Source organism: Pseudoalteromonas marina, from assembly GCF_000238335.3.
In the GTDB taxonomy this organism is placed as follows: Bacteria; Pseudomonadota; Gammaproteobacteria; order Enterobacterales; family Alteromonadaceae; genus Pseudoalteromonas; species Pseudoalteromonas marina.
Genome location: NZ_AHCB03000006.1, coordinates 71,774 through 90,203, shown reverse-complemented (window position 1 = coordinate 90,203; position 18,430 = coordinate 71,774). Strand labels below are relative to the sequence as shown.

The following is an 18,430-nucleotide window of genomic DNA, read 5'->3' as shown; positions in this document are numbered from 1 at the left end:
CACTTTTTCAATATGCCTTTATAGGTAACAAGTATGAACCAGCAAAATAAAAAAATAAAAACAGTGGTTGTCGTTGGTGGTGGTATAGCGGGCTGGCTAACAGCCGGACGATTAGCGGCGCACCACAAAAGTAATACCCCGGATGGCCTTAATGTTGTTCTCGTTGAGTCTCCAAATGTACCAATTATAGGTGTTGGGGAAGGTACTTGGCCTACCATGCGCAGTACATTAATAGCACTTGGTATTAGCGAAACTGATTTTATACGCGAGTGTGAAGCAAGCTTTAAGCAAGGTGCAAAATTCGCCAAGTGGGTGGATGGGAGCAATGATGATTTTTATTACCACCCATTAGTTTTGCCACAGGGCTTTTCAAAAACAGATATGGCAGGGCATTGGTTAAATAATGCCGCTGAGTCCACGTCTTTTTCAAATGCAGTGTGTTACCAAGAAGCTATTTGTGAGCAAGGGCTTGCCCCTAAAACAATTCACACCCCAGAATATGCTGCTATAGCTAATTATGCCTACCACTTAGACTCGGCAAAATTTGCCGTTTTTTTACAAAAGCATTGTACGCAGCAGCTTGGCGTTAAACATATTTTGGCTGATGTAACACAGGTTAATAGTGCTGATAATGGCGATATTGCAAGCGTTATCACAAAGCAACAAGGTGAAATTAGCGGTGATTTATTTGTTGATTGCACCGGCTTTTCTTCATTGTTATTAGGTGAGCATTATAAGGTTCCTTTTAAGCCGTGCGATGACGTGCTATTCATTGATACCGCCTTAGCAGTGCAAGTCCCTTATGAGAATGAAGATGAGCGTATTGCATCCCACACAATTTCAACAGCGCAAGAAGCAGGTTGGATATGGGATATAGGATTACAGCACCGCCGTGGTGTGGGTTATGTGTATTCGAGTAAATATAGTAGCGAAGCTGAAGCACGAGAAAAGCTCAATGCGTATGTAGGCGATAAAATAGAGTCGTTAACAATTAGAAAAATCCCTATTAAAAGCGGCCACCGCTCACACTTTTGGCAGAACAACTGTGTTGCGGTTGGGCTTTCAGCTGGTTTTTTAGAGCCGCTTGAAGCCTCTGCATTGGTATTAGTAGAAATGTCAGCGCAAATGATAAGCGAACAACTCCCCCAGACCCGCGATATTATGGATATTACCGCCAAACGCTTTAACGAGACGTTTACCTATAGGTGGGAAAAAATAATCGACTTTTTAAAACTGCATTATATTTTATCAAACCGTGACGATAACGCATTTTGGCGTGATAACAGAGACCCAAAAACGATTCCTCAAAGCTTACTAGATCTAATGAAGTTGTGGCAATACCGCGCTCCTGCTGATCACGACTTTACAAGTAATAATGAGGTGTTTCCAGCGGCCAGTTATCAATATGTTTTATACGGCATGGGCTTTAAAAGTGATTACAGCACAACTGCCTATATGCTTAAAGACACTGTTTTCGCTAAAAGTCAGTTTGATAAAAATAAGAGCATGATAAACCAAGCAGTCACTAACTTACCTAGTAACCGAGAGCTGCTTAATAAAATTAAGCACCATGGTTTTAGTGCTATCTAGCTTAAAAAATTACACATAAAAACAATAAAGAGACACGCATGGAAAATTTAGTCGCATTAGAGCAAAGTGCTCATCAGCATATAAAAATAGATACACAAAAAGCACAATCACACGCTAAAAATCTTAATATGATCCCCGTAGTTATGGCGGAGCTTAGCCAAATTGCCGTTCAGCAGCCTATAGTTTTTGCAAAAAACTCAGAAACAGGCGAGTTTACACTCAATGCTTTATTAGGCTTTGAGCAACATGAGAACTTGTTTTATCAGCAATCACAGTGGCAGGGCGTATATTTACCGCTTCAGTTACAGCGTCAGCCATTTTTTGTTGGTGATACGCATTCGCAGCAGACGCAATACCCTGTGTGTATTAATTTAAACAGCCCTGCAGTAGTTAATAGCTCTGTGCAAAGCGAAAATAATTTAGAACCAATTTATACCCAAAGCGCAGAAGAAAGTGGCTATTTTAAACAAATAAAGCAGTGTTTAGGGCATTTACTACAAGGCGAATTAGACAATAAAAAGTTAATAGATACCTTGTTACAGCATGAGCTACTGCAGCCTTTATCGCTTGAGGTAACGTTTCAGAACAGTCAAAGAACAAAGTTAAACGGCTTATACACTATTAATCAAGAAAGACTCGCACAACTTAATAGTGATCAAATTACGCTTTTACATCAACGCGCTTTATTACCTGCCATTTATACAGTAATAACCTCACTTGGTCAGATATACCCATTAATAGAGCGTAAAAATGCGGTGCTTAATTTAGCCGATGATTGATTTTACACTTAACAAAAATATGGTGTTACAGATACACACTGTTGGGGAAGAGCAAACCCCAATTATTGTTATTGATGATTTTGTAAATAATGTAGATGCGCTAATTAATTTTGCTGTGTTTTCTCAAAATACGAGGGAAACATTTTACGCACAAGAAAGTGATTTTTATCCAGGAGTAAGAAAAGCAGCACCGCTTAGTTATATAGAGCAGCTAAAAGCACTGTCGCCAATTATTAATTCACACTTTAATATGGCAGATAAAAGCGAGTTTGATGTAATACTTTCTGCCTTTTCAATTGCATGCACTGAACCTGATAAACTCAGGCCAATACAAATGCTTCCCCATTTTGACACACCTAATATGAAGCAACTTGCTATGGTGCATTTTTTATGTGATGAAACACATGGGGGTACTTCATTTTATAAACATAAAGCCCTGGGGTATGAACGCATAACAAAAGAGCGACTTATCCCTTATAGGCAAGCTATAAAGCAACAAGCCATGGCACAAAAGCTTCATAAAAACCCACATTATATAAATGGCAGCACAGCTTTGTTTGAGCAAGTTTACAGTTTAGAGGCAAAGCTAAATCGGGTTGTTATATATCCAAGCAACTTATTGCATTCTGGTAATATAAATGCGGCTAACGGTTATGCTCGCGATCCAATTAATGGGCGTTTAACTATTAGTAGCTTTGTGGTTCTGTGCTGACTATTAATGTGTTGTTTGCAGCGGGTAGACGCTAATTCATATGATTATAAATTGATTTTTATAAATGGTTTTTAGAATTCATATATCTTAAAGTTATAAGAGGGGATTTATTGCCACCTCTTTTATAAAATAAAATACTTTAAATTTACCTAAAATGTTAACAAAAAGATGACAAAGATAAAATAATATTCTACTGTAAGATTGGCTGTGTATTTTTTGTTCTTCTTAGAATGAGTGTAAAAATTAAGCTCTACTAAGTTGTATGTTTTCGCAATAAATATACATTTGTAATTTACCTAATTATTTTAATTTATAGGGATAATTTATGAAAAACATTTTAGTTATTACATTAGCAGCAACAGTGCTTTTAGGCTGTTCAGCAACAAGCAATATTTCACTGAAAGAAAAAGACCAAGCATATGCAAAGTACTTGTCTGAAGAAAACTTAGCAGGTGAAGATAAAATCAATAGCTTTAGGTTTAAAGGTTGGAAACCACTTTCTGATAAATTCTTAATTATTTCAGCGGCACATAAAAAAGATTATTTGATTGAAACCCAGGGCACTTGCCATGACCTAAATGAATCTCATGGAATTGAGTTAAACCGCTTTTCTAATTTTGTTATACATAAGGAAGGGGATTCAATTTCTACCATTGAACAACCTACAAAAAAATGTTTTATAAAATCGATTTACCCACTTACTGCTGGCCAAACAGAGCATTTAGAAAGTATTGGAAATCCTATCCAAAGTTGAATTTAATAACAACAATAATAGTTGACCTTTTAAGGTCAACTATTATTTAAGAAACGTTGAATAAACGCATTTTTAGTTCTAGATTTAAAATCAAAGCCATGCCAGGTTAATGTTACACCTCGTAAATACCTAAATCATAAACTCTTCAAAGTATTCTTTTTGCAATTCTATAATTAGTGCTTTAGGGCGAATACCTTGTACTAAGCTGTACACTTCATCCTTTGTGTAACCTGCTGAATTTAAAATAAGCGCAGCAACCAACCCTGTGCGGCCAGTGCCGCCTTTGCAATGTATGGCAATGGTTTGTTTTTGCTGTATGGCTTGTAATATGTCTGTTTTGTGTGTGTTCCAGCTTGATATAAAAGGCTGTTTGGGTGCTTCGTCGTCATTTATAGGTAAATGAAACCAAGTTATATTGTGCTTTTGGCACTCAGTATTAATTGTTTGTACGTTGTTTTTTTCAAGCTCCTTTTGCGGCATAAGCGATAACAGCAAGTGAGTGCCAGCGGCTTTTAATGTAGCGATTGAATCCGCTAGGCTTTGCGTTTTTGTACCAGGGCAAGGCGTAAAAATAATATTTGCGCCGTTATTGAGTGATAAAACATCGTACGGGTGCGCGCTCATGGTAAGTCCTTTATTTTTAATAAATTTACTATTATACGCTCACTATAGCGTGTTTTAGTTACAAGTTTAAGATTGAATAATAAGCACAAATGCTAGATACTGTTTTTATATACAGTTGTGGCGATGTTATGAAAAAAGAATTACCAGCAAAATACTATTTAGCGCATTTTAGAGAACTTATTGAGTTTGTAACAAGTAAATGTATGCATTTACTTGAGCCCAAACACAGCCAATTTATTAGTAAAATTAACCAACTAGATGAGCAAAGCCAATGCATGTTGGCGCGTGTGTATTCGCGCAAACCTTATTTAGTGCAGGCGCAATCGCTTAATTATGAAGAAATAACTTCGCCGCATCAGGCTATTTATACGCTAAAAACAGCGGGTATTTTATATGAGCCAAATGCACAGCATTACAAGCAGCTTATAGCGCATTTAACCAAGCCCATGCTAGTGGATTTACTCAGTAATTACAGTGAGCAAGTAAGCTTTAAAAAAAGCGCAGCTAAAGGGGAGTTGGTTAGTATTGCGTGCCAATTTTTTAGTGATCGCGAAGATGATTTAGCCCCTTTATATAGCCAATATGTGATAAATAACCGTGAAGATTATTACGAGTATTTTGAGTTTTTATTTGCAGGGCGCTTAAGTAGTGGAGATGTAAACCATCAAAACCGCTTTGTTATGCGCGATTTAGGGTTAACCGCTACCCGCGAAGGGCACAGCGAGAGCTTGTCGCGCTTTAATACACCCTCTGAGGCGCAATCTAATTACGTTTTAAATCGTTACCGTTTAGCGTTTAAAAATATCGGCAAAACGGGCGGTAATTCAAAAGCTGAAACCTTTGATGACAAAACCCCTTACACCGAGCTTGCGCATTTAGTATTGGCGCAACCGTCGCATGGCGCACAAGCGCACGATATTAAAAACAAACTGCTGGTTAGGCTGCACAAACAACTTAAAAATACCGATAGCGAACTTGCTTTTAGCTTACTTGAAGGCTGCACCGATTACGCCGAAGCACAAGAGATTCAAATAAGAGAGCAATACCGCCTAGGTAATAAAGCGTGGGTAAAAGCGCAGCTAGAGCAAATTATAGAAAACCCGCTCACCGACGATTTACTGTACTTTGCTGATGACTTTTTAATGCGTAAGTTTAATAAACAAACACGTTCGCGCTTAAGTACTATGCTGGCCGATACCCAGTGTGTGCTTGAAATTGACGAAATTTACCGAGGCGATGTAGAACAAGGCGTAAATGAGCATTACAGTGCAAAAGGGTTAACGGTATTTAATACCGAAAACACCTTATGGCAAAGCTTGTTTGGCTTAGTATTTTGGCACGAGTTATTTATTGAGTCGCCATACCCGCCGTGTAATGAATTTGATATTTACCCGCAAGTTTTACAGCTTGGTAATTTTTATGAAGCACAAAGCACGCAAATTGACGCACGTTTAAAAAGCTGTAGCACTAATCAGGCGCTGCTTAATTTGGTATGTAAGCATGCCGCGCAGTATTTTGAGCAGCCCAATGGTTTATTTAGATGGCGCAGCAATTTATTAGAGCCACTAGAGGCACTTATTTTAAACAGCCCGCTTGAAGCGTTAATTGCGCACTTAACGGCTATGAGCAAACACTATTTACAGCTAAAAGACGGCTACCCCGACTTAATGGTTATTAATAATGGCAAAGTACATTTTGAAGAGGTAAAAGCCCCAGGCGATAAGCTAAGGCGCAACCAATTAACCACCATTGATAATTTAAAAAATGTGGGCTTTACAGTACATATTGCTGCAGTTAAGTGGTTTGTAGACCCTAGCCGTATTTACAGCGTGGTTGATATAGAAACCACGGGCAGCTTAAAAGGTGGTAACCGCATTACCGAAATTGGCATAGTTAAAGTACAGCACGGTAAAGTAATTGATACCTGGACGACACTTATTAATCCGCAGCGCCATATCCCAAGCTTTATTACTAAATTGACCGGCATAAGCGATGGCATGGTGTACAACGCGCCTGTATTTGCCGATATAGCACAGCCACTACTAGATAAACTTGCAGGCAGTATTTTTGTAGCCCATAACGTGAACTTTGATTACGGTTTTATTAAAAAAGAATGTGAGATTGCAGGGCACTTTTTTAAAATGCCAAAAATGTGCACCGTGGTTGAATCGCGCAGAGCTTTTAAAGGGTTAAAGTCGTATTCGCTTGGTAACCTTAGCGCGCATTTTAATTTAAACTTACCCAGCCATCACCGCGCATTGGCTGATGCAACTGCCACTGCTGAGCTGTTATTGCTGATACAAAAAAGTGAAACGCTAACGCAGTAGCTTATTATCTTGTTTTTAAGTATTTGAAATTTAAATAATAAGTAGCTTTATTATAAATTTTTAATTTATTTTGGAATAAAGTGTTTTTGTAAATCGTCTTCTTTATGTCAATCCGACAAACTAGAGGACAAAACAATGACTAAATTAAATAAAATTGTAAGCGTAATGATGTTAAGCGGTGTGTGTACTTTTACAGGTGCAGTGCACGCCGCTGATATTGAACTATCTCAGTCAACGTCGGCGCAGCAACAAACATCTACATCTATTGCGCTTTCACAAAATGGCTTAACAGCCAGTGGTAGCAACGAGTCAGACGTATCTAACGATACACAAGTAACGGCTGATGATTCGCAAAACACAGATTCAACGGTGAATAACACGCAAACTCCAGCGCAAGAAAGCAGTGAGGCCGCAGAGCCTGCAAATACATTAGTTGCATCTGCAAGCGGATCTTTAAATAATGCATTAAATGCATCGGCCTCGTCTTTAAATGCCACAGCCAATTCCACAGCCAATACAGCGCTTGATGCAACAGCGCAGTTAACCTCATCGGCGAGTAATTTAACAACCGCTGTGAGCCAGTCGTCATTACTTTCTGTTACCTCTGAGCAAGGCGCTCAGCCAGATACTACCGATACACCAGCCGATACCTCTTTACTTTCAAATGTGGGCAGCGCAACCGATTCAGTTACACAAGCTGATGCAAATAATACGCTTAATGCGGGTGAGCTTACAAACCAATTAGCAATTACTAATACGGCTGCAAACTCAGTGAGTTCTGCACTGCAAATGGGTGATGCAATTAATACCAGTAATGAAGTAGTAAGCAATGTTCAGCAATCTTTAATTGCCAGTGTGCAAGACAGTACGGTTAGTAGTTTACAAAGCACAGTACAACAAAGTGTTAGCGGGCAGGTGAGTGCAGCGGTTACTGATCAAGTTAGTAACGATGTAGCACTCAGCACCGCAAGTGAAGTAGTAACCAACATTACTAACGATTTAGACCTAGGCCTTTAATACGCCAAGTGCTTGCACAAATGCCGAATGGGGAAACCTATTCGGCCTGTTGGAGAATAAATATGAAAGCAGTTATAACCGCCACATTGTGTGTTTTTAGTGCTCAAGCGGTGCTTGCACAAACTAACCACATTAAAACAGCTGAGCAAAATAAGCCCTTTAAAAGTAGCTTTGAGCTAAATGCAGATGCTGAAGTTGGGGTATTAAGTAACTCGGCGCTCTCTGTTCAGGAGCTTGACGATATTTCGTCGCAAAGCGACAGCGGCATCAAAACCGCAGCCGGTGTTAATGCTAAATGGCAAGTAACCAAAAGCGCTAAATTAACCTCAAGCTATAAGTTTGAACAACAAGACTACGATGAGTTTGATCAATACGATTTAGACCTACATCAATATGGTTTAGATGGCAGCTATAGCTTTAATAGCCATGAGGTAGGGGTTCGTTACGATGGTGCAAAAGCAAATGTAGATGGCGAACCATTTTTACATTTTAATCAAGCCAGCGCCTACTATGGCCATTTTTTAAACCCGCATACGTACTTGCGTATGAGTGTAAAAACCAAAGCTAAACGTTTTGCTACTGCAAAAGCACGTAATGCCGACGGCGTAGGTGGCGATGTAGCGCTTTATCATTTTATAAATAATGGCCAAACCATGCTAATGGCAGCGCTAAGTGCCGATAAAGAAAACGCCGACGACAACCAATACGACTTTAACGGCTACGGTTTTACTACTAAAGTTACGCACAAATTTACGGCCTTTAATGTAGCGAATAAAGTGGGCGCAGGCTGGCGTTATCAAAATAAAGATTACGATGAGCAAACAACGGATGATTTTTTTGAGCAAATACCGTCACGAGATGAGCACCGAAATATCGTTAATGCGTTTTATAACCTAGCTTTATTTGAGCACGTAACACTCATAGCCGAGGCTGAATATGGCGATTATCAATCAAAGCTTAGTAGCAATACCTATACGCGATCGGTTTTATCTGCGTCAGTTAAAGTGCACTTTTAGGTGGGTAAATGGCACCATAACCAAAGGTGGTGTCTTTGCCTTGCTCGCCTAAGTCGACGGCCAGCGATGTAAGCTCGTTAAGTGCTTTGGTTTTATTATTACCATGCTTTAACAATAAACAACTTAATGCTGCGCTTACATGCGGCGCCGCCATTGACGTACCCGACTCCCTACCAAATTTTCCATTGCCTTGGCTTGTAACAACATTTACACCAAGGGCTGCAAAGTCTATGTAATCACCTTTATTTGACCATCTATAAATTTGGTTATTTGCATCAATAGCACTTACCGCTATCACGCTTTTATACGCACCTGGGTATAACGGCTGCGACGCCGGCCCTTGGTTACCTGCAGCAGCTACAATCAACATGTTTTGTTTTATTGCTGCAGTAATACTTGCTTCTAAAACTGCGTTATTTGGCCCTGTTAGGCTCATATTAATTACGGGTATTTTATTACTTACTAACCAGTTAAGTGCTTCTACTATGGCAAATAATGTAGCCCCTTGTGCATATTCAGATTGCCTATAAAACACCTCGGCACTGTAAAGCTTGGCACTGCCTAAAAGCGGGCTAAGTTTTGCGCCTTTACCTGTAATTAGCCCTGCAATGGCGGTGCCGTGTAAATTTGGCGAGCTTAACCCTTGTGGTAAAAAGCTTTGCGTAGTGATATTTGCGCCTTTAAAAGCACTGTGTTTGGTATTAATGGCGCTGTCGATCATGCCAATTTTTACGCTTTGTGTGCAGTAAGGGGCAATAGAGTTATTTGGTGTTACTTTTGCAGTAGGCTCGCCTGTTTGCGCTTGGTATATGTGGTTTCGGTCAAGTATTGCAGACTCATCTAAGTTAAGCGCTTTTAATAACTCACTTTTAGAATTAACACCTTGGGGCACGTTAAAGCGCACTAAGCTCATGTTAAGTGCGTTGTAATTTTTTACCGATACAATAGTCACATTTTGATGCTGTAGGGTATTAAGTTGTTGGCTATTTGCCATTAATAACCATTGGCGCTCTATTGCTCTAAAGCCGTTTTCTAGCTCTACTTCAACAAATGCGGTGTTTTGACTATTTATATTAATGTTAAGCACATTAGGTAAACGGCTAATTGGCTCACTAATTTGCGCTTTTAGTTCATCAATCGACACTTGTGGTACAGGCACCTGAAGCGGCAGGCGTTGTGCGCGCTCTATAGTTTGCTCAATACGCTGCTCTATTGGGTTTAACTGCCCAAGCACTTGATCGACCTTGACTATATTGGCAGAACTCGTTGCGCTAAATATGCAAAGCGAAGTGGCTATTATGTGTTTAACGCGGACTTTTTTCATGTTCATAGTGGGTTACTTTTATTAAATTTATCATGCTGATTAGTTAACGTTTAACACATAAAAATATTTCATTATTCAAATTATTTTGATTATTTGGGAATAAATGTTTTTTTGAATCGTCTTCTTTATAAAAGGGGTAAAAATCAATGAACGAAACATTAAAAACCTTATTGCCCATGCTTAGGCGTTTTGCCTATTCGCTAACGGGTAGTAAAGCAGATGCAGACGATGTAGTGCAAATAACAATTGAAAAACTATTAGTAAAAGGCATTCCGGATGACGTTGAGCCTGCTAAATGGGCGTTTAAAATTTGCCGCAATGTGTGGATAGACGAATACCGCTCACGCAAGGTAAGGCAAAATACGGCCCAGGCCGATATATTACCAGAGCCAATTACAAGTAATGAGCACCAAACACTCGAAAACAAACAAATGCTTAAAAATGTAAATACAGCACTTGGGCAATTACCCGAAGAGCAACGCGCCATTGTATCGCTGGTGGCAGTGCAGGGCATGGCCTATAAAGACGTAGCACATACACTCGATATACCTATAGGCAGTGTAATGAGTAAATTATCGCGTGCACGCTGTACACTTTATAATTTAATAAAACCCGACTTTAAAAAGGAGCAAGTATGAACATTAACGACGAAACACTTAGCGCCTTTTTAGACTCAGAGCTAAGCGAGCACGAAATGGAACAAGTGCGTAAAGCCCTTGAAACGGATGATGAACTAGTAATGCGACTTGCAGAGCTAAGCGAAGTAGACATGCGAGTAAAAGAGAACGCAACAAGTATTGATGACGCCCCCCTTAGTGACTCATTAGCTAAAACGGTTGCAAAGCTTGATACAGCAACGACAAAAAAAATGTTAAATAGCAATGTAGTAACGTTAACGCCTTGGCAAAAGGCTAAGCACTCGGCTAATAAAAGCTTAGCAATAGCTGCAAGTGTTGCCGTGGTATTTGGTATTGCAATGACTAGTTATTTACAACCCAATGAGTCGCAAAATTTAGTAGCCAGTAGCATAGCCTCAGCCCTTAATACACAGCTAAGTAGTGGAGAGTATGAGCAAAGTGATGGCTCAGTATTTAGCGCGCAGCTTAGTTTTAAAAATCAGCAAGGTGAGCTTTGTAGGCAGTATGCACTAAGTTCAAACAACACAACGCAAACAAGTATTGCATGTAAAACGCAAGGCGGTTGGCAAATTAAAGCGCAAACAGCTACGCAGCAAAGTAATAATGGCGCGCAATATCAAACGGCGTCTAATAACAGTGAGTTAGATGCTGTTATAGACAGCATGATCAGCGGCGCACCACTAGATAGAGCGCAAGAGCAGCAAGCAATTAGCGCAAAGTGGCAGTTAAACAAATAATAATGTGTATAAAACGAGGTGAATTATGAAAACATCTATTTTAATTATCAGTATTTTACTTATGGCGGGTTGCGCATCTAAACCTGATTACCGCGCCGCGAATAATGGCTCACAAGGTTACAGCGAGCAAAAAATTAGCGACGATCAATACCGAGTAGAGTTTAAAAGTGTGTCAAACAACGTAGCAGATGCCGGTGACTATGCATTGTTACGCGCGGCTGAGCTTACCCAAGCGCAAGGCTACGACTGGTTTGTTGTAACGAATAAAGAAACCTTTGTTGAGTCTAAATCGCAAGCGCCCGCGTCATCTATTAGTGCATCACATAGCCAGCAATATGAGCGAAGCTGCGGTTTATTAACCTGCGAAACACGCGCACGCCCAACAAGCAGCGTAGGCGTACAGGTAAGCAACCATGATAAACGTAAAGAAGTGCACACCCTGATTGATATTAAAATGGGCAAAGGCATTAAACCCAGAGACAATAGCTATAGCGCACAAGACTTAATTGAAAACTTAAGCAAAAAAGCACAAAAGTAAGCGCTTTGTAAAAGCACTTAGCGTGTTTTAGCTAGGTGCTTTTTTCGCGGTAAAAATCCAGTAACCAGCATAGTGCCCACAATAACAAATAAAGCGCCTAGTAACGTGTTTGGCCCAATTTGCTCATCTAAAATTAAATGTCCCCAAAAAATGCCAAATAGCGGAATTAAAAACGTGACCGTTAAAGCTGAGGTTGGGCCTATATCGTCAATAAGCTTAAAAAATAAAATATAAGCAAGCGCTGTACATACTACGCCAAGGGCTAAAACGCCAAGCATAACGTTGGTGGTTGGCACTTCACGCATTGGCATAAAAAGTATAAGGGGCAGTACCATAAAACTTGCTGCCCACATTGAGCCGTGTGCGTTATCAAACGGTGCAAGCTTTGGCGCATTTTTTGTGTAATGGGATGCAATGGCATAACAAAATGAAGCGCTTAGCGCTGCTACAATAGCAATAAGTGACTGAGTATTTAATATAAGATGGTTTTGCCCAACTAAAATTGCCACACCTACTAAACCCAACAGCAAGCCTAAAACCATACTCTTAGTTGGCTTGGTTTTACTCCAGATAATACCCACAACTGCGCCCCAAATAGGCGTTGTAGAATTTAAAATAGATAACGTAGATGCGCTGATAGTTTGCGCGGCATAAGCAAAAAGTAAAAAAGGCAGGGCGGAGTTAAGAGCGCCAATTATAAAAAAGTGCTTTTTGTGTTTAGTAAACGCCAAGCGACGTTTTAAATACAGCGCAACTATAAATAGTGTGAGTGCCGCAAAGCCGACTCTAAATTCTATTAAGACTGCGGGCCCTAAACTAGTGGCGGCCATGCGCATAAATAAAAATGACGCGCCCCAAATTGCAGCCAGAAAAAATAATCGAAGTAAACTTGCTAAGCTCATGATAATATTTTAATTATACGAATAGAGTTATAGAATAACAGGCTTTACGAAGAGTGTAAGCCAGATTCGGTACTCGCATATTAAAAATAATAAAGGACTAGTTATGGTTAGGTATTTACTGGCTACAGCAATTTTGGCTGTGAGTTTATTAAGTGGGTGTGGGTCGACCCCAGTTAATTTATACAGCGATAATACAATGAAGAAAAAAGAATACAACGGTATTAAAGCCTATAAAAACGGGCTGTACGAACAATCTTTTAATGATTTAAAAGAGCCTGCAGCACTTGGGTATAAAAGCGCACAATACACCCTAGCGTTTATGTTTTTAAAAGGTCAATATTTAGATCAATCAACCAAACTTGGCATGGGGTGGTTAGGTGTAGCTGCAGAAGCTGGCGTTGAAAATTGGTCACATCAATATGATACTTTCTATGCCGCTGCAACATTAGAAGAGAAGCAGCAAATAGATGCAATTGTTGCGCTCTACATTAAGCAGTTTGGTGTTAAAGCTCAAAACATGACTTGCCGAAGGTCAACATCAGCTAGAAGAACATTTGGCGAAATTAAAATTGATTGCACTAAACGTGACGGAGCGGTCACTGTGTATGAAGTAGACACAGTTGAATGAAGCTAGTTGTTAACTAGCTTCTTTTCAAAGTCACTTTTCACTATATCGAGCGCTTTTAATACTTCTTCAGGCTCTACGTTGTGTTGCTCCAGTATCATAATTAAATCAACAGCGAGTTTAATATGCGTTGGCGCTTCCTCAAGAGGGTTGGTCATTTAAATTTTTCTTTTTAGATATTTGACTAATAGCCACATCAATAGCGGTTTGAACACGTTCTTCCATGTGTATGCGTTCAGCTTGTGGTAAATAAAACGCCATATCTACGTCGTAACGAATGTAACGAGGTGGCAGTTGGTTTAACACGGTACAGCAAAAGTCGGCCATAACGTCGTCGTCATATTTTTCGTCTAGTTTTCGTTTTATGATTTCTTCAACAACAATTTTTTCGTAATAGTTATGTATATCGTCGTGTAATCGCATGTTCCTACCGCTTTGTTATGTTCCATTTAAGTAAGTCTATACTAAGGATTGTTATAAATCGATAGCCGCTTTAAATAGTTGTTTATGCACATTGATTAAGCTGTCTAAATTACGTTGGTAACCGCCGCCTAAACCACACATAAGGGGAATGTTATGTTGCTTACAAAAATCAAGAACAAAAAGATCTCGTTCATAAACACCTGTAATAGATACATTTAATAAACCTAGCTCATCTTTTGTGTAAATGTCTGCGCCCGCGTTGTACAGAATAATATCTGGCTGATGGATACTTACACACAGCGCAAGTGAGTGTTGTAATGTGTCGATATACTCATCGTCGCCAGATTTAGCAGGTAAAGAAAAGTCGTAATCAGATTGCTGCTTTAAACGCGGAAAGTTTTGCTCGCAATGAATTGAGCAAGTAATGATATTTTTATGGCTTTGCTGATTAATAATCTGCGCTGTGCCGTCGCCTTGGTGCACGTCGCAATCAAAAATCAGCACAGTTTTAGCTTTATGAGTATTTAATAAGTGTGTGGCCGCTATGGCTAAATCGTTAAATATACAAAAACCACTGCCGTAATCGCTATAGGCATGGTGATAACCACCGCTTAAATTGCAGGCTAGTCCGCTTTTTAAAGCCTCTTCTGCTGCTTGAATACTCCCACCGACAGACAGCAATGTTCGTTCAACTAATTGAGCCGAATAAGGAAAGCCTATCTTTTTTATCGCTTTATCAGATAAGTTTCCAGTTAAAAAATTATTAATATATTGCTCGCTATGACATAAGGCCAATTGCGAGGGGCTTGCCTTAGCGGGCTGCTTGAATGCGGTTGGTAAAAAGCCTAAATGCTCTATTTCGGTTTTAAGCCGTTGATATTTTTGAATTGGAAAGCGGTGCCTTTCGGGCAAAGGCAAATTTGAATAAAGAGGGTGGTAGTATAGCTGCATGAAAAAAGCCCTAACGGAGTTGCTGTTTTTCTACTTGTTGTATTTTATCTTCAGTGGCTGAAATGGCTTTTCTGCATCGACCTAAACGTGCGTGAGTACTTAATATTTCAAGGTTAAGCTTTTGGGCTTTTGCTGGGGATGCATTTTCCATTTGCATTTTACGCTCTTCTATCATCAGCATTAAGCGGCGTTCAAACTCATGGTTTTGTTTTAACTCGTCGTAAAGTTCATGAGAAGACTGCATCACTTTTTTTACAGCTTGCTTATAAACAGCTTGTTTTGGGCGAGGTTTATACCGACTTTTATTTTCTTTTTCCCAAATTGGTGTTGATTTAATGACATTAAATACGGCCTGGACTTGCGATGCAATTCGCTCTAGCGCGTAGGTATAAGCATGGCGGTGATCGCTTGGTGGTAAGCTTGCTACTTCTTCTTCTATTTCGTTTACGTAATCAGCCAGGTTCATGCTTTTAGTTTGAAATACAGCGCGGTCAAATAGGCTAGGTTGTGCTTGCATATAACGGTTTTTAGCAAACAATTTAGCTCTGTCAAATTGCTCAGCTTGTTGCTTGAGCGAAGTAACTTGCTGTTGTAGTTTTTCTAATGCATTCACTTGCATGCTAAAAGTAAGCCTCGTAAATGAGTTTTAATGCTAAAAGTATAACCATGGTATTAAAAACAGGGCGTATAAATTTACTACCAAACCTAATTGCAGAGTGCGCACCAAACCAGGCTCCTAACATAATAAAAAAGCCCATTGTTATACCAAGCAAAAAGTTTACATGCCCTAAAGCTACAAAGGTTATAAGAGAAATAAAGTTAGACACAAAGTTCATAGAGCGGGCTAAACCGCAATTAAGAAGCAAGTTCATTTTATAAAGCATGCCGTTAGACGCGGTCCAAAATGTGCCGGTGCCTGGGCCTGCTAATCCATCAAAAAAACCGAGTGCTAGGCCTTGGACCCATTGCTTTATTTTCATTGTATTGTTGAGTTTTGGTAACTCATCACCTTGTGTGGTGCTCAAATTTCCAAATAAGCTATAGCAGGCAACAACAATTATAATAATTGGTAGCAACTTATTTAAAAAGTCGATGCTTAAATAATCAACAATAACCGTACCAAGTAGCGCGCCTATTGCGGTTGCGATAATTGATGCCAACCAAAACTTGGGGCTAAAAAGGTTTTTTTTGTAATAGGTAAAACTTGCTGTTAACGAACCAAAGCTCGCAGCGAGTTTATTAGTACCTAATGTTAGGTGCGGTGGTAAACCAGCTGTAAGTAATGCGGGCACGGTTAACATGCCACCGCCACCGGCTATTGCATCTATAAAGCCTGCTGCCAATGCAACAGCACATAAAATTGCCCAAGTTGTCGGGTCGAGTGCGAGTTCAAACATTAATAGTCTATTTGTCTTTTAAATGGTGGTAGGGTGTCGAGCATGGCTTTACCGTAGCGTTTGGTTACTAAACGCCTATCAAGAATAGTAATACAGCCTTCGTCACTCTCTTTTCGCAGCAGTCTACCACAGCTTTGTACCAATTTCTTAGCAGCATCAGGGACTGTAATTGTTAAAAACGGATTACCGCCCTTGCTTTGCACAAATTCTGCTTGCGCTTCTTCTATTGGAGAGGTAGGTACAGCAAAAGGGATTTTTGTGATAATGAGGTTCTCTAAATATTTACCAGGTAAATCAAGACCTTCTGAAAGGCTTTGCGTACCAAATAAAATACTACCTTTACCGCTATCAATATTTTGACTGTGTTTTTTAAGCAGTGACTCTCTCGACATCTCACCTTGTACTAATAAGTTAAAACCTTTTGTTCTAAGAAACTTTGCTACATGGTCCATTTGCCAGTACGAGGCAAACAAGACTAAGTTTGCCTTTTTAGTGCTTAAATACTCTGGCAAGGTGGTTGCTAAGTGATCGCTAAAGTCTTTATCGGTAGGTTCAACTTTAGACACAGGAATGCGTAATGTTGCCTGTTTTGGGTAATCAAAGGGCGAGGGAACCTTTATAAATTTAACGCCTTCCTCTTTTGCTAAACCACTTTCATAAGCAAAATGGTCAAACGAACCAAGTGCACTTAATGTGGCAGAACATAAAACAGCGCCGGCGCACTCGTTCCAAAGTTTGTCTTTTAGGTAGTAGCCTACTTCAATGGGGCAGTCGCTTAAAAGGTGGTCATGATGACTTTTGTACTCAAGGCGTTTTATCCAACGTGCGTGGGGTATGCCTTCTCCTTTGTTGGCATAACTAAACCATAATTTATTTAGTTGTTCTAAACGATTAATGTAGTGACCGCTTTCAGCAAGAATAGGATCGGCAATATAAGGTTTTATGTCGCCGTCGCTCACATCTTGTGTAAGGGTGTCGTGCATTTTATTTAAACAACGCAGTGCATCTTGTGTGGCTTCGCTTATATCTTTTGCTTTGCTGTGTAGCGATTTGGGTATTTCACCATGTTCGAAACGGTATGTGTCGTCTTTTGAATATTCAAAGTCAGCATTATCAAGAATATCTCTCACTACTTTTAGGTCTTTATTTGCATCGTTTATACTATCGCAAAGCTTAAAGTTTTGACCTATGGCTCCTTGTCCTACTAGCACTTTTGCCATTTTTCCACTGAATTTAGTGAGCTTATCGAGCCATTCTATTGTGCCTTTAATGGTTGCTGCAGCAGACGAAAAATCGCGTGTTATATGGGCTAAATGGTGTGCTTCATCAATTACATAAATAGTGTTGTCTGGCTCGGGTAAAATTTTACCACCGCCTAAGTCTAAATCAGCCAGTAGCAGAGAGTGATTAATAACCAGCACATCCATTTGCATGAGTTGTTGGCGAGCTAATTGAAATGGGCAAGTCAAATGCGCTTTCATTTGGCGCTGACAAGCATGCTTGTCGCAAGCAATTAAATTCCAAACTCTGTCGGGAATTGTATCTGCCCAGCTATCTCTATCGCCTTGCCATTTTTTATTTACGTAAGCATCGTATAGCCCTTGCAAGCACTTGCTTTCCATATCACTTAGTGGAGAGGTAAGCGTTGGCATAAAGTCCATTTGAGTTTGGCTATCACCATTAACAGCATTATGAAGTTTATGGGCGCAAATATAGCGGTGGCGCCCTTTAACTAAATCAAACTTAAAGTCGAGCCCAGAATGTGTTTTAAAAAAAGGCAGTTCTTTTGCAATTAATTGCTCTTGCAATGCCACTGTAGCCGTAGAAATTACTAGCTTCTTTTTTTGTGCCAATGCTAAAGGCAAGGCCCCCAAACAATAAGCAAGTGACTTACCGGTACCTGTGCCAGCTTCTATGACGCAAATTCGTTGTTTTTTGTGATACTCACCAGCTAATGTTTTTGCAATTTCTGCAACAAGGTAATTTTGACTGCTGCGCGGCCTATAATCATTCAGGTTTTTAGCCACATGCTGATGCACTTGCCTAATAGTTTTTTTTAGAGAGTCAGAAAGCATG

20 protein-coding genes are annotated in these 18,430 nt (G+C 39.7%); 11 read left to right on the top strand and 9 right to left on the bottom strand.

Going from position 1 to position 18,430, the window contains the following annotated elements; translation table 11 throughout:
* Positions 1 to 33: 33 nt before the first annotated feature.
* The 4 genes from PMAN_RS09355 (at position 34) to PMAN_RS09340 (ending at position 3,835) form a co-directional block, all read left to right on the top strand.
* The gene (locus tag PMAN_RS09355) at positions 34 to 1,590 is read left to right on the top strand and encodes a tryptophan halogenase family protein (protein ID WP_010557153.1); all 1,557 of its coding nucleotides are present in this window, start codon (positions 34 to 36) and stop codon (positions 1,588 to 1,590) included.
* Between the two features lie 38 nt (positions 1,591 to 1,628).
* Positions 1,629 to 2,369, top strand: a complete 741-nt coding sequence (locus tag PMAN_RS09350) for a SapC family protein (RefSeq protein ID WP_010557152.1) — start codon at positions 1,629 to 1,631, stop codon at positions 2,367 to 2,369.
* Positions 2,362 to 3,081 carry a DUF6445 family protein gene (locus tag PMAN_RS09345; RefSeq protein ID WP_010557151.1) on the top strand — a complete coding sequence of 240 codons (720 nt, stop codon included), beginning with the start codon at positions 2,362 to 2,364 and terminating at the stop codon, positions 3,079 to 3,081. The genes PMAN_RS09350 and PMAN_RS09345 overlap by 8 nt, the downstream gene beginning before the upstream one ends.
* A 325-nt stretch (positions 3,082 to 3,406) precedes the next feature.
* Positions 3,407 to 3,835: a DUF6491 family protein gene (locus PMAN_RS09340; RefSeq protein ID WP_010557150.1), complete on the top strand. Its 429-nt coding sequence runs from the start codon at positions 3,407 to 3,409 to the stop codon at positions 3,833 to 3,835.
* 129 nt (positions 3,836 to 3,964) lie between these two features.
* Here the strand turns inward: PMAN_RS09340 and PMAN_RS09335 are convergent, their stop codons facing one another.
* The gene (locus PMAN_RS09335; RefSeq protein ID WP_010557149.1) at positions 3,965 to 4,459 is read right to left on the bottom strand and encodes a phosphatase domain-containing putative toxin; all 495 of its coding nucleotides are present in this window, start codon (positions 4,457 to 4,459) and stop codon (positions 3,965 to 3,967) included.
* Between the two features lie 89 nt (positions 4,460 to 4,548).
* Between PMAN_RS09335 and PMAN_RS09330 the strand changes: the two genes are divergently transcribed.
* From PMAN_RS09330 to PMAN_RS09320, 3 genes are all read left to right on the top strand, one after another.
* Positions 4,549 to 6,786, top strand: coding sequence for an exonuclease domain-containing protein (locus PMAN_RS09330; RefSeq protein ID WP_021032417.1), 2,238 nt, complete (start codon positions 4,549 to 4,551; stop codon positions 6,784 to 6,786).
* Positions 6,787 to 6,921: 135 nt separating this feature from the next.
* Entirely contained in the window at positions 6,922 to 7,803 is an 882-nt protein-coding gene (locus PMAN_RS09325; RefSeq protein ID WP_010557147.1) for a hypothetical protein, read from the top strand.
* A gap of 62 nt (positions 7,804 to 7,865) precedes the next feature.
* Positions 7,866 to 8,819: a hypothetical protein gene (locus PMAN_RS09320; RefSeq protein ID WP_010557146.1), complete on the top strand. Its 954-nt coding sequence runs from the start codon at positions 7,866 to 7,868 to the stop codon at positions 8,817 to 8,819.
* On the opposite strand, the gene PMAN_RS09315 is transcribed toward PMAN_RS09320, so the two are convergent.
* The gene (locus PMAN_RS09315; protein WP_010557145.1) at positions 8,803 to 10,149 is read right to left on the bottom strand and encodes a S8 family serine peptidase; all 1,347 of its coding nucleotides are present in this window, start codon (positions 10,147 to 10,149) and stop codon (positions 8,803 to 8,805) included. The two genes, PMAN_RS09320 and PMAN_RS09315, sit on opposite strands and share 17 nt — an antisense overlap.
* Positions 10,150 to 10,289: 140 nt before the next feature.
* Here PMAN_RS09315 and PMAN_RS09310 point away from each other — a divergent pair, with 140 nt between their 5' ends.
* The 3 genes from PMAN_RS09310 to PMAN_RS09300 are packed head-to-tail and all read left to right on the top strand — an operon-like array spanning position 10,290 to position 12,056.
* Positions 10,290 to 10,781: an RNA polymerase sigma factor gene (locus PMAN_RS09310; RefSeq protein ID WP_010557144.1), complete on the top strand. Its 492-nt coding sequence runs from the start codon at positions 10,290 to 10,292 to the stop codon at positions 10,779 to 10,781.
* The gene (locus PMAN_RS09305; RefSeq protein ID WP_010557143.1) at positions 10,778 to 11,518 is read left to right on the top strand and encodes an anti-sigma factor family protein; all 741 of its coding nucleotides are present in this window, start codon (positions 10,778 to 10,780) and stop codon (positions 11,516 to 11,518) included. Before PMAN_RS09310 ends, PMAN_RS09305 begins: the two co-directional genes overlap by 4 nt.
* A 25-nt stretch (positions 11,519 to 11,543) precedes the next feature.
* The gene (locus tag PMAN_RS09300) at positions 11,544 to 12,056 is read left to right on the top strand and encodes a CC0125/CC1285 family lipoprotein (RefSeq protein ID WP_010557142.1); all 513 of its coding nucleotides are present in this window, start codon (positions 11,544 to 11,546) and stop codon (positions 12,054 to 12,056) included.
* Between the two features lie 17 nt (positions 12,057 to 12,073).
* Here the strand turns inward: PMAN_RS09300 and PMAN_RS09295 are convergent, their stop codons facing one another.
* Positions 12,074 to 12,958, bottom strand: coding sequence for a DMT family transporter (locus tag PMAN_RS09295; RefSeq protein ID WP_010557141.1), 885 nt, complete (start codon positions 12,956 to 12,958; stop codon positions 12,074 to 12,076).
* A 103-nt stretch (positions 12,959 to 13,061) separates the two neighbouring features.
* Here PMAN_RS09295 and PMAN_RS09290 point away from each other — a divergent pair, with 103 nt between their 5' ends.
* Positions 13,062 to 13,586 (top strand): SEL1-like repeat protein, encoded by a 525-nt coding sequence (locus PMAN_RS09290; RefSeq protein ID WP_010557140.1) that lies wholly within the window; start codon positions 13,062 to 13,064, stop codon positions 13,584 to 13,586.
* 2 nt (positions 13,587 to 13,588) lie between these two features.
* Here PMAN_RS09290 and PMAN_RS09285 read toward each other — a convergent pair whose 3' ends face one another.
* Genes PMAN_RS09285 through dinG form a run of 6 tightly spaced genes read right to left on the bottom strand, consistent with a single transcriptional unit; the run spans position 13,589 to position 18,429 of the window.
* A complete protein-coding gene (locus PMAN_RS09285) occupies positions 13,589 to 13,741 on the bottom strand; it encodes a YbaM family protein (protein WP_008129305.1) in 153 nt (50 codons plus the stop codon).
* Complete coding sequence (locus tag PMAN_RS09280) at positions 13,725 to 14,006, bottom strand: late competence development ComFB family protein (protein WP_006793580.1); 282 nt, start codon at positions 14,004 to 14,006, stop codon at positions 13,725 to 13,727. The genes PMAN_RS09285 and PMAN_RS09280 overlap by 17 nt, the downstream gene beginning before the upstream one ends.
* Before the next feature lie 51 nt (positions 14,007 to 14,057).
* Positions 14,058 to 14,957, bottom strand: a complete 900-nt coding sequence (locus tag PMAN_RS09275) for a histone deacetylase family protein (RefSeq protein WP_010557139.1) — start codon at positions 14,955 to 14,957, stop codon at positions 14,058 to 14,060.
* Positions 14,958 to 14,967: 10 nt separating this feature from the next.
* Positions 14,968 to 15,576, bottom strand: coding sequence for a primosomal replication protein (locus PMAN_RS09270; RefSeq protein ID WP_010557138.1), 609 nt, complete (start codon positions 15,574 to 15,576; stop codon positions 14,968 to 14,970).
* 1 nt (position 15,577) lies between these two features.
* Positions 15,578 to 16,354, bottom strand: a complete 777-nt coding sequence (locus PMAN_RS09265; protein WP_010557137.1) for a TSUP family transporter — start codon at positions 16,352 to 16,354, stop codon at positions 15,578 to 15,580.
* Complete coding sequence (gene dinG / locus PMAN_RS09260; RefSeq protein WP_010557136.1) at positions 16,354 to 18,429, bottom strand: ATP-dependent DNA helicase DinG; 2,076 nt, start codon at positions 18,427 to 18,429, stop codon at positions 16,354 to 16,356. The genes PMAN_RS09265 and dinG overlap by 1 nt, the downstream gene beginning before the upstream one ends.
* Position 18,430: the final 1 nt, after the last annotated feature.

Coding starts and splice junctions, on each gene's coding strand:
- PMAN_RS09305 (WP_010557143.1), top strand. CDS start 10,778: ATGAACATTAACGACGAAACACTTAGCGCCTTTTTAGACTCAGAGCTA.
- PMAN_RS09270 (WP_010557138.1), bottom strand. CDS start 15,576: ATGCAAGTGAATGCATTAGAAAAACTACAACAGCAAGTTACTTCGCTC.
- PMAN_RS09350 (WP_010557152.1), top strand. CDS start 1,629: ATGGAAAATTTAGTCGCATTAGAGCAAAGTGCTCATCAGCATATAAAA.
- PMAN_RS09275 (WP_010557139.1), bottom strand. CDS start 14,957: ATGCAGCTATACTACCACCCTCTTTATTCAAATTTGCCTTTGCCCGAA.
- PMAN_RS09285 (WP_008129305.1), bottom strand. CDS start 13,741: ATGACCAACCCTCTTGAGGAAGCGCCAACGCATATTAAACTCGCTGTT.
- PMAN_RS09325 (WP_010557147.1), top strand. CDS start 6,922: ATGACTAAATTAAATAAAATTGTAAGCGTAATGATGTTAAGCGGTGTG.
- PMAN_RS09320 (WP_010557146.1), top strand. CDS start 7,866: ATGAAAGCAGTTATAACCGCCACATTGTGTGTTTTTAGTGCTCAAGCG.
- PMAN_RS09340 (WP_010557150.1), top strand. CDS start 3,407: ATGAAAAACATTTTAGTTATTACATTAGCAGCAACAGTGCTTTTAGGC.
- PMAN_RS09265 (WP_010557137.1), bottom strand. CDS start 16,354: ATGTTTGAACTCGCACTCGACCCGACAACTTGGGCAATTTTATGTGCT.
- PMAN_RS09300 (WP_010557142.1), top strand. CDS start 11,544: ATGAAAACATCTATTTTAATTATCAGTATTTTACTTATGGCGGGTTGC.
- PMAN_RS09355 (WP_010557153.1), top strand. CDS start 34: ATGAACCAGCAAAATAAAAAAATAAAAACAGTGGTTGTCGTTGGTGGT.
- PMAN_RS09330 (WP_021032417.1), top strand. CDS start 4,549: ATGCTAGATACTGTTTTTATATACAGTTGTGGCGATGTTATGAAAAAA.
- PMAN_RS09280 (WP_006793580.1), bottom strand. CDS start 14,006: ATGCGATTACACGACGATATACATAACTATTACGAAAAAATTGTTGTT.
- PMAN_RS09315 (WP_010557145.1), bottom strand. CDS start 10,149: ATGAACATGAAAAAAGTCCGCGTTAAACACATAATAGCCACTTCGCTT.
- PMAN_RS09295 (WP_010557141.1), bottom strand. CDS start 12,958: ATGAGCTTAGCAAGTTTACTTCGATTATTTTTTCTGGCTGCAATTTGG.
- PMAN_RS09310 (WP_010557144.1), top strand. CDS start 10,290: ATGAACGAAACATTAAAAACCTTATTGCCCATGCTTAGGCGTTTTGCC.
- PMAN_RS09345 (WP_010557151.1), top strand. CDS start 2,362: ATGATTGATTTTACACTTAACAAAAATATGGTGTTACAGATACACACT.
- PMAN_RS09290 (WP_010557140.1), top strand. CDS start 13,062: ATGGTTAGGTATTTACTGGCTACAGCAATTTTGGCTGTGAGTTTATTA.
- PMAN_RS09335 (WP_010557149.1), bottom strand. CDS start 4,459: ATGAGCGCGCACCCGTACGATGTTTTATCACTCAATAACGGCGCAAAT.
- dinG (WP_010557136.1), bottom strand. CDS start 18,429: ATGCTTTCTGACTCTCTAAAAAAAACTATTAGGCAAGTGCATCAGCAT.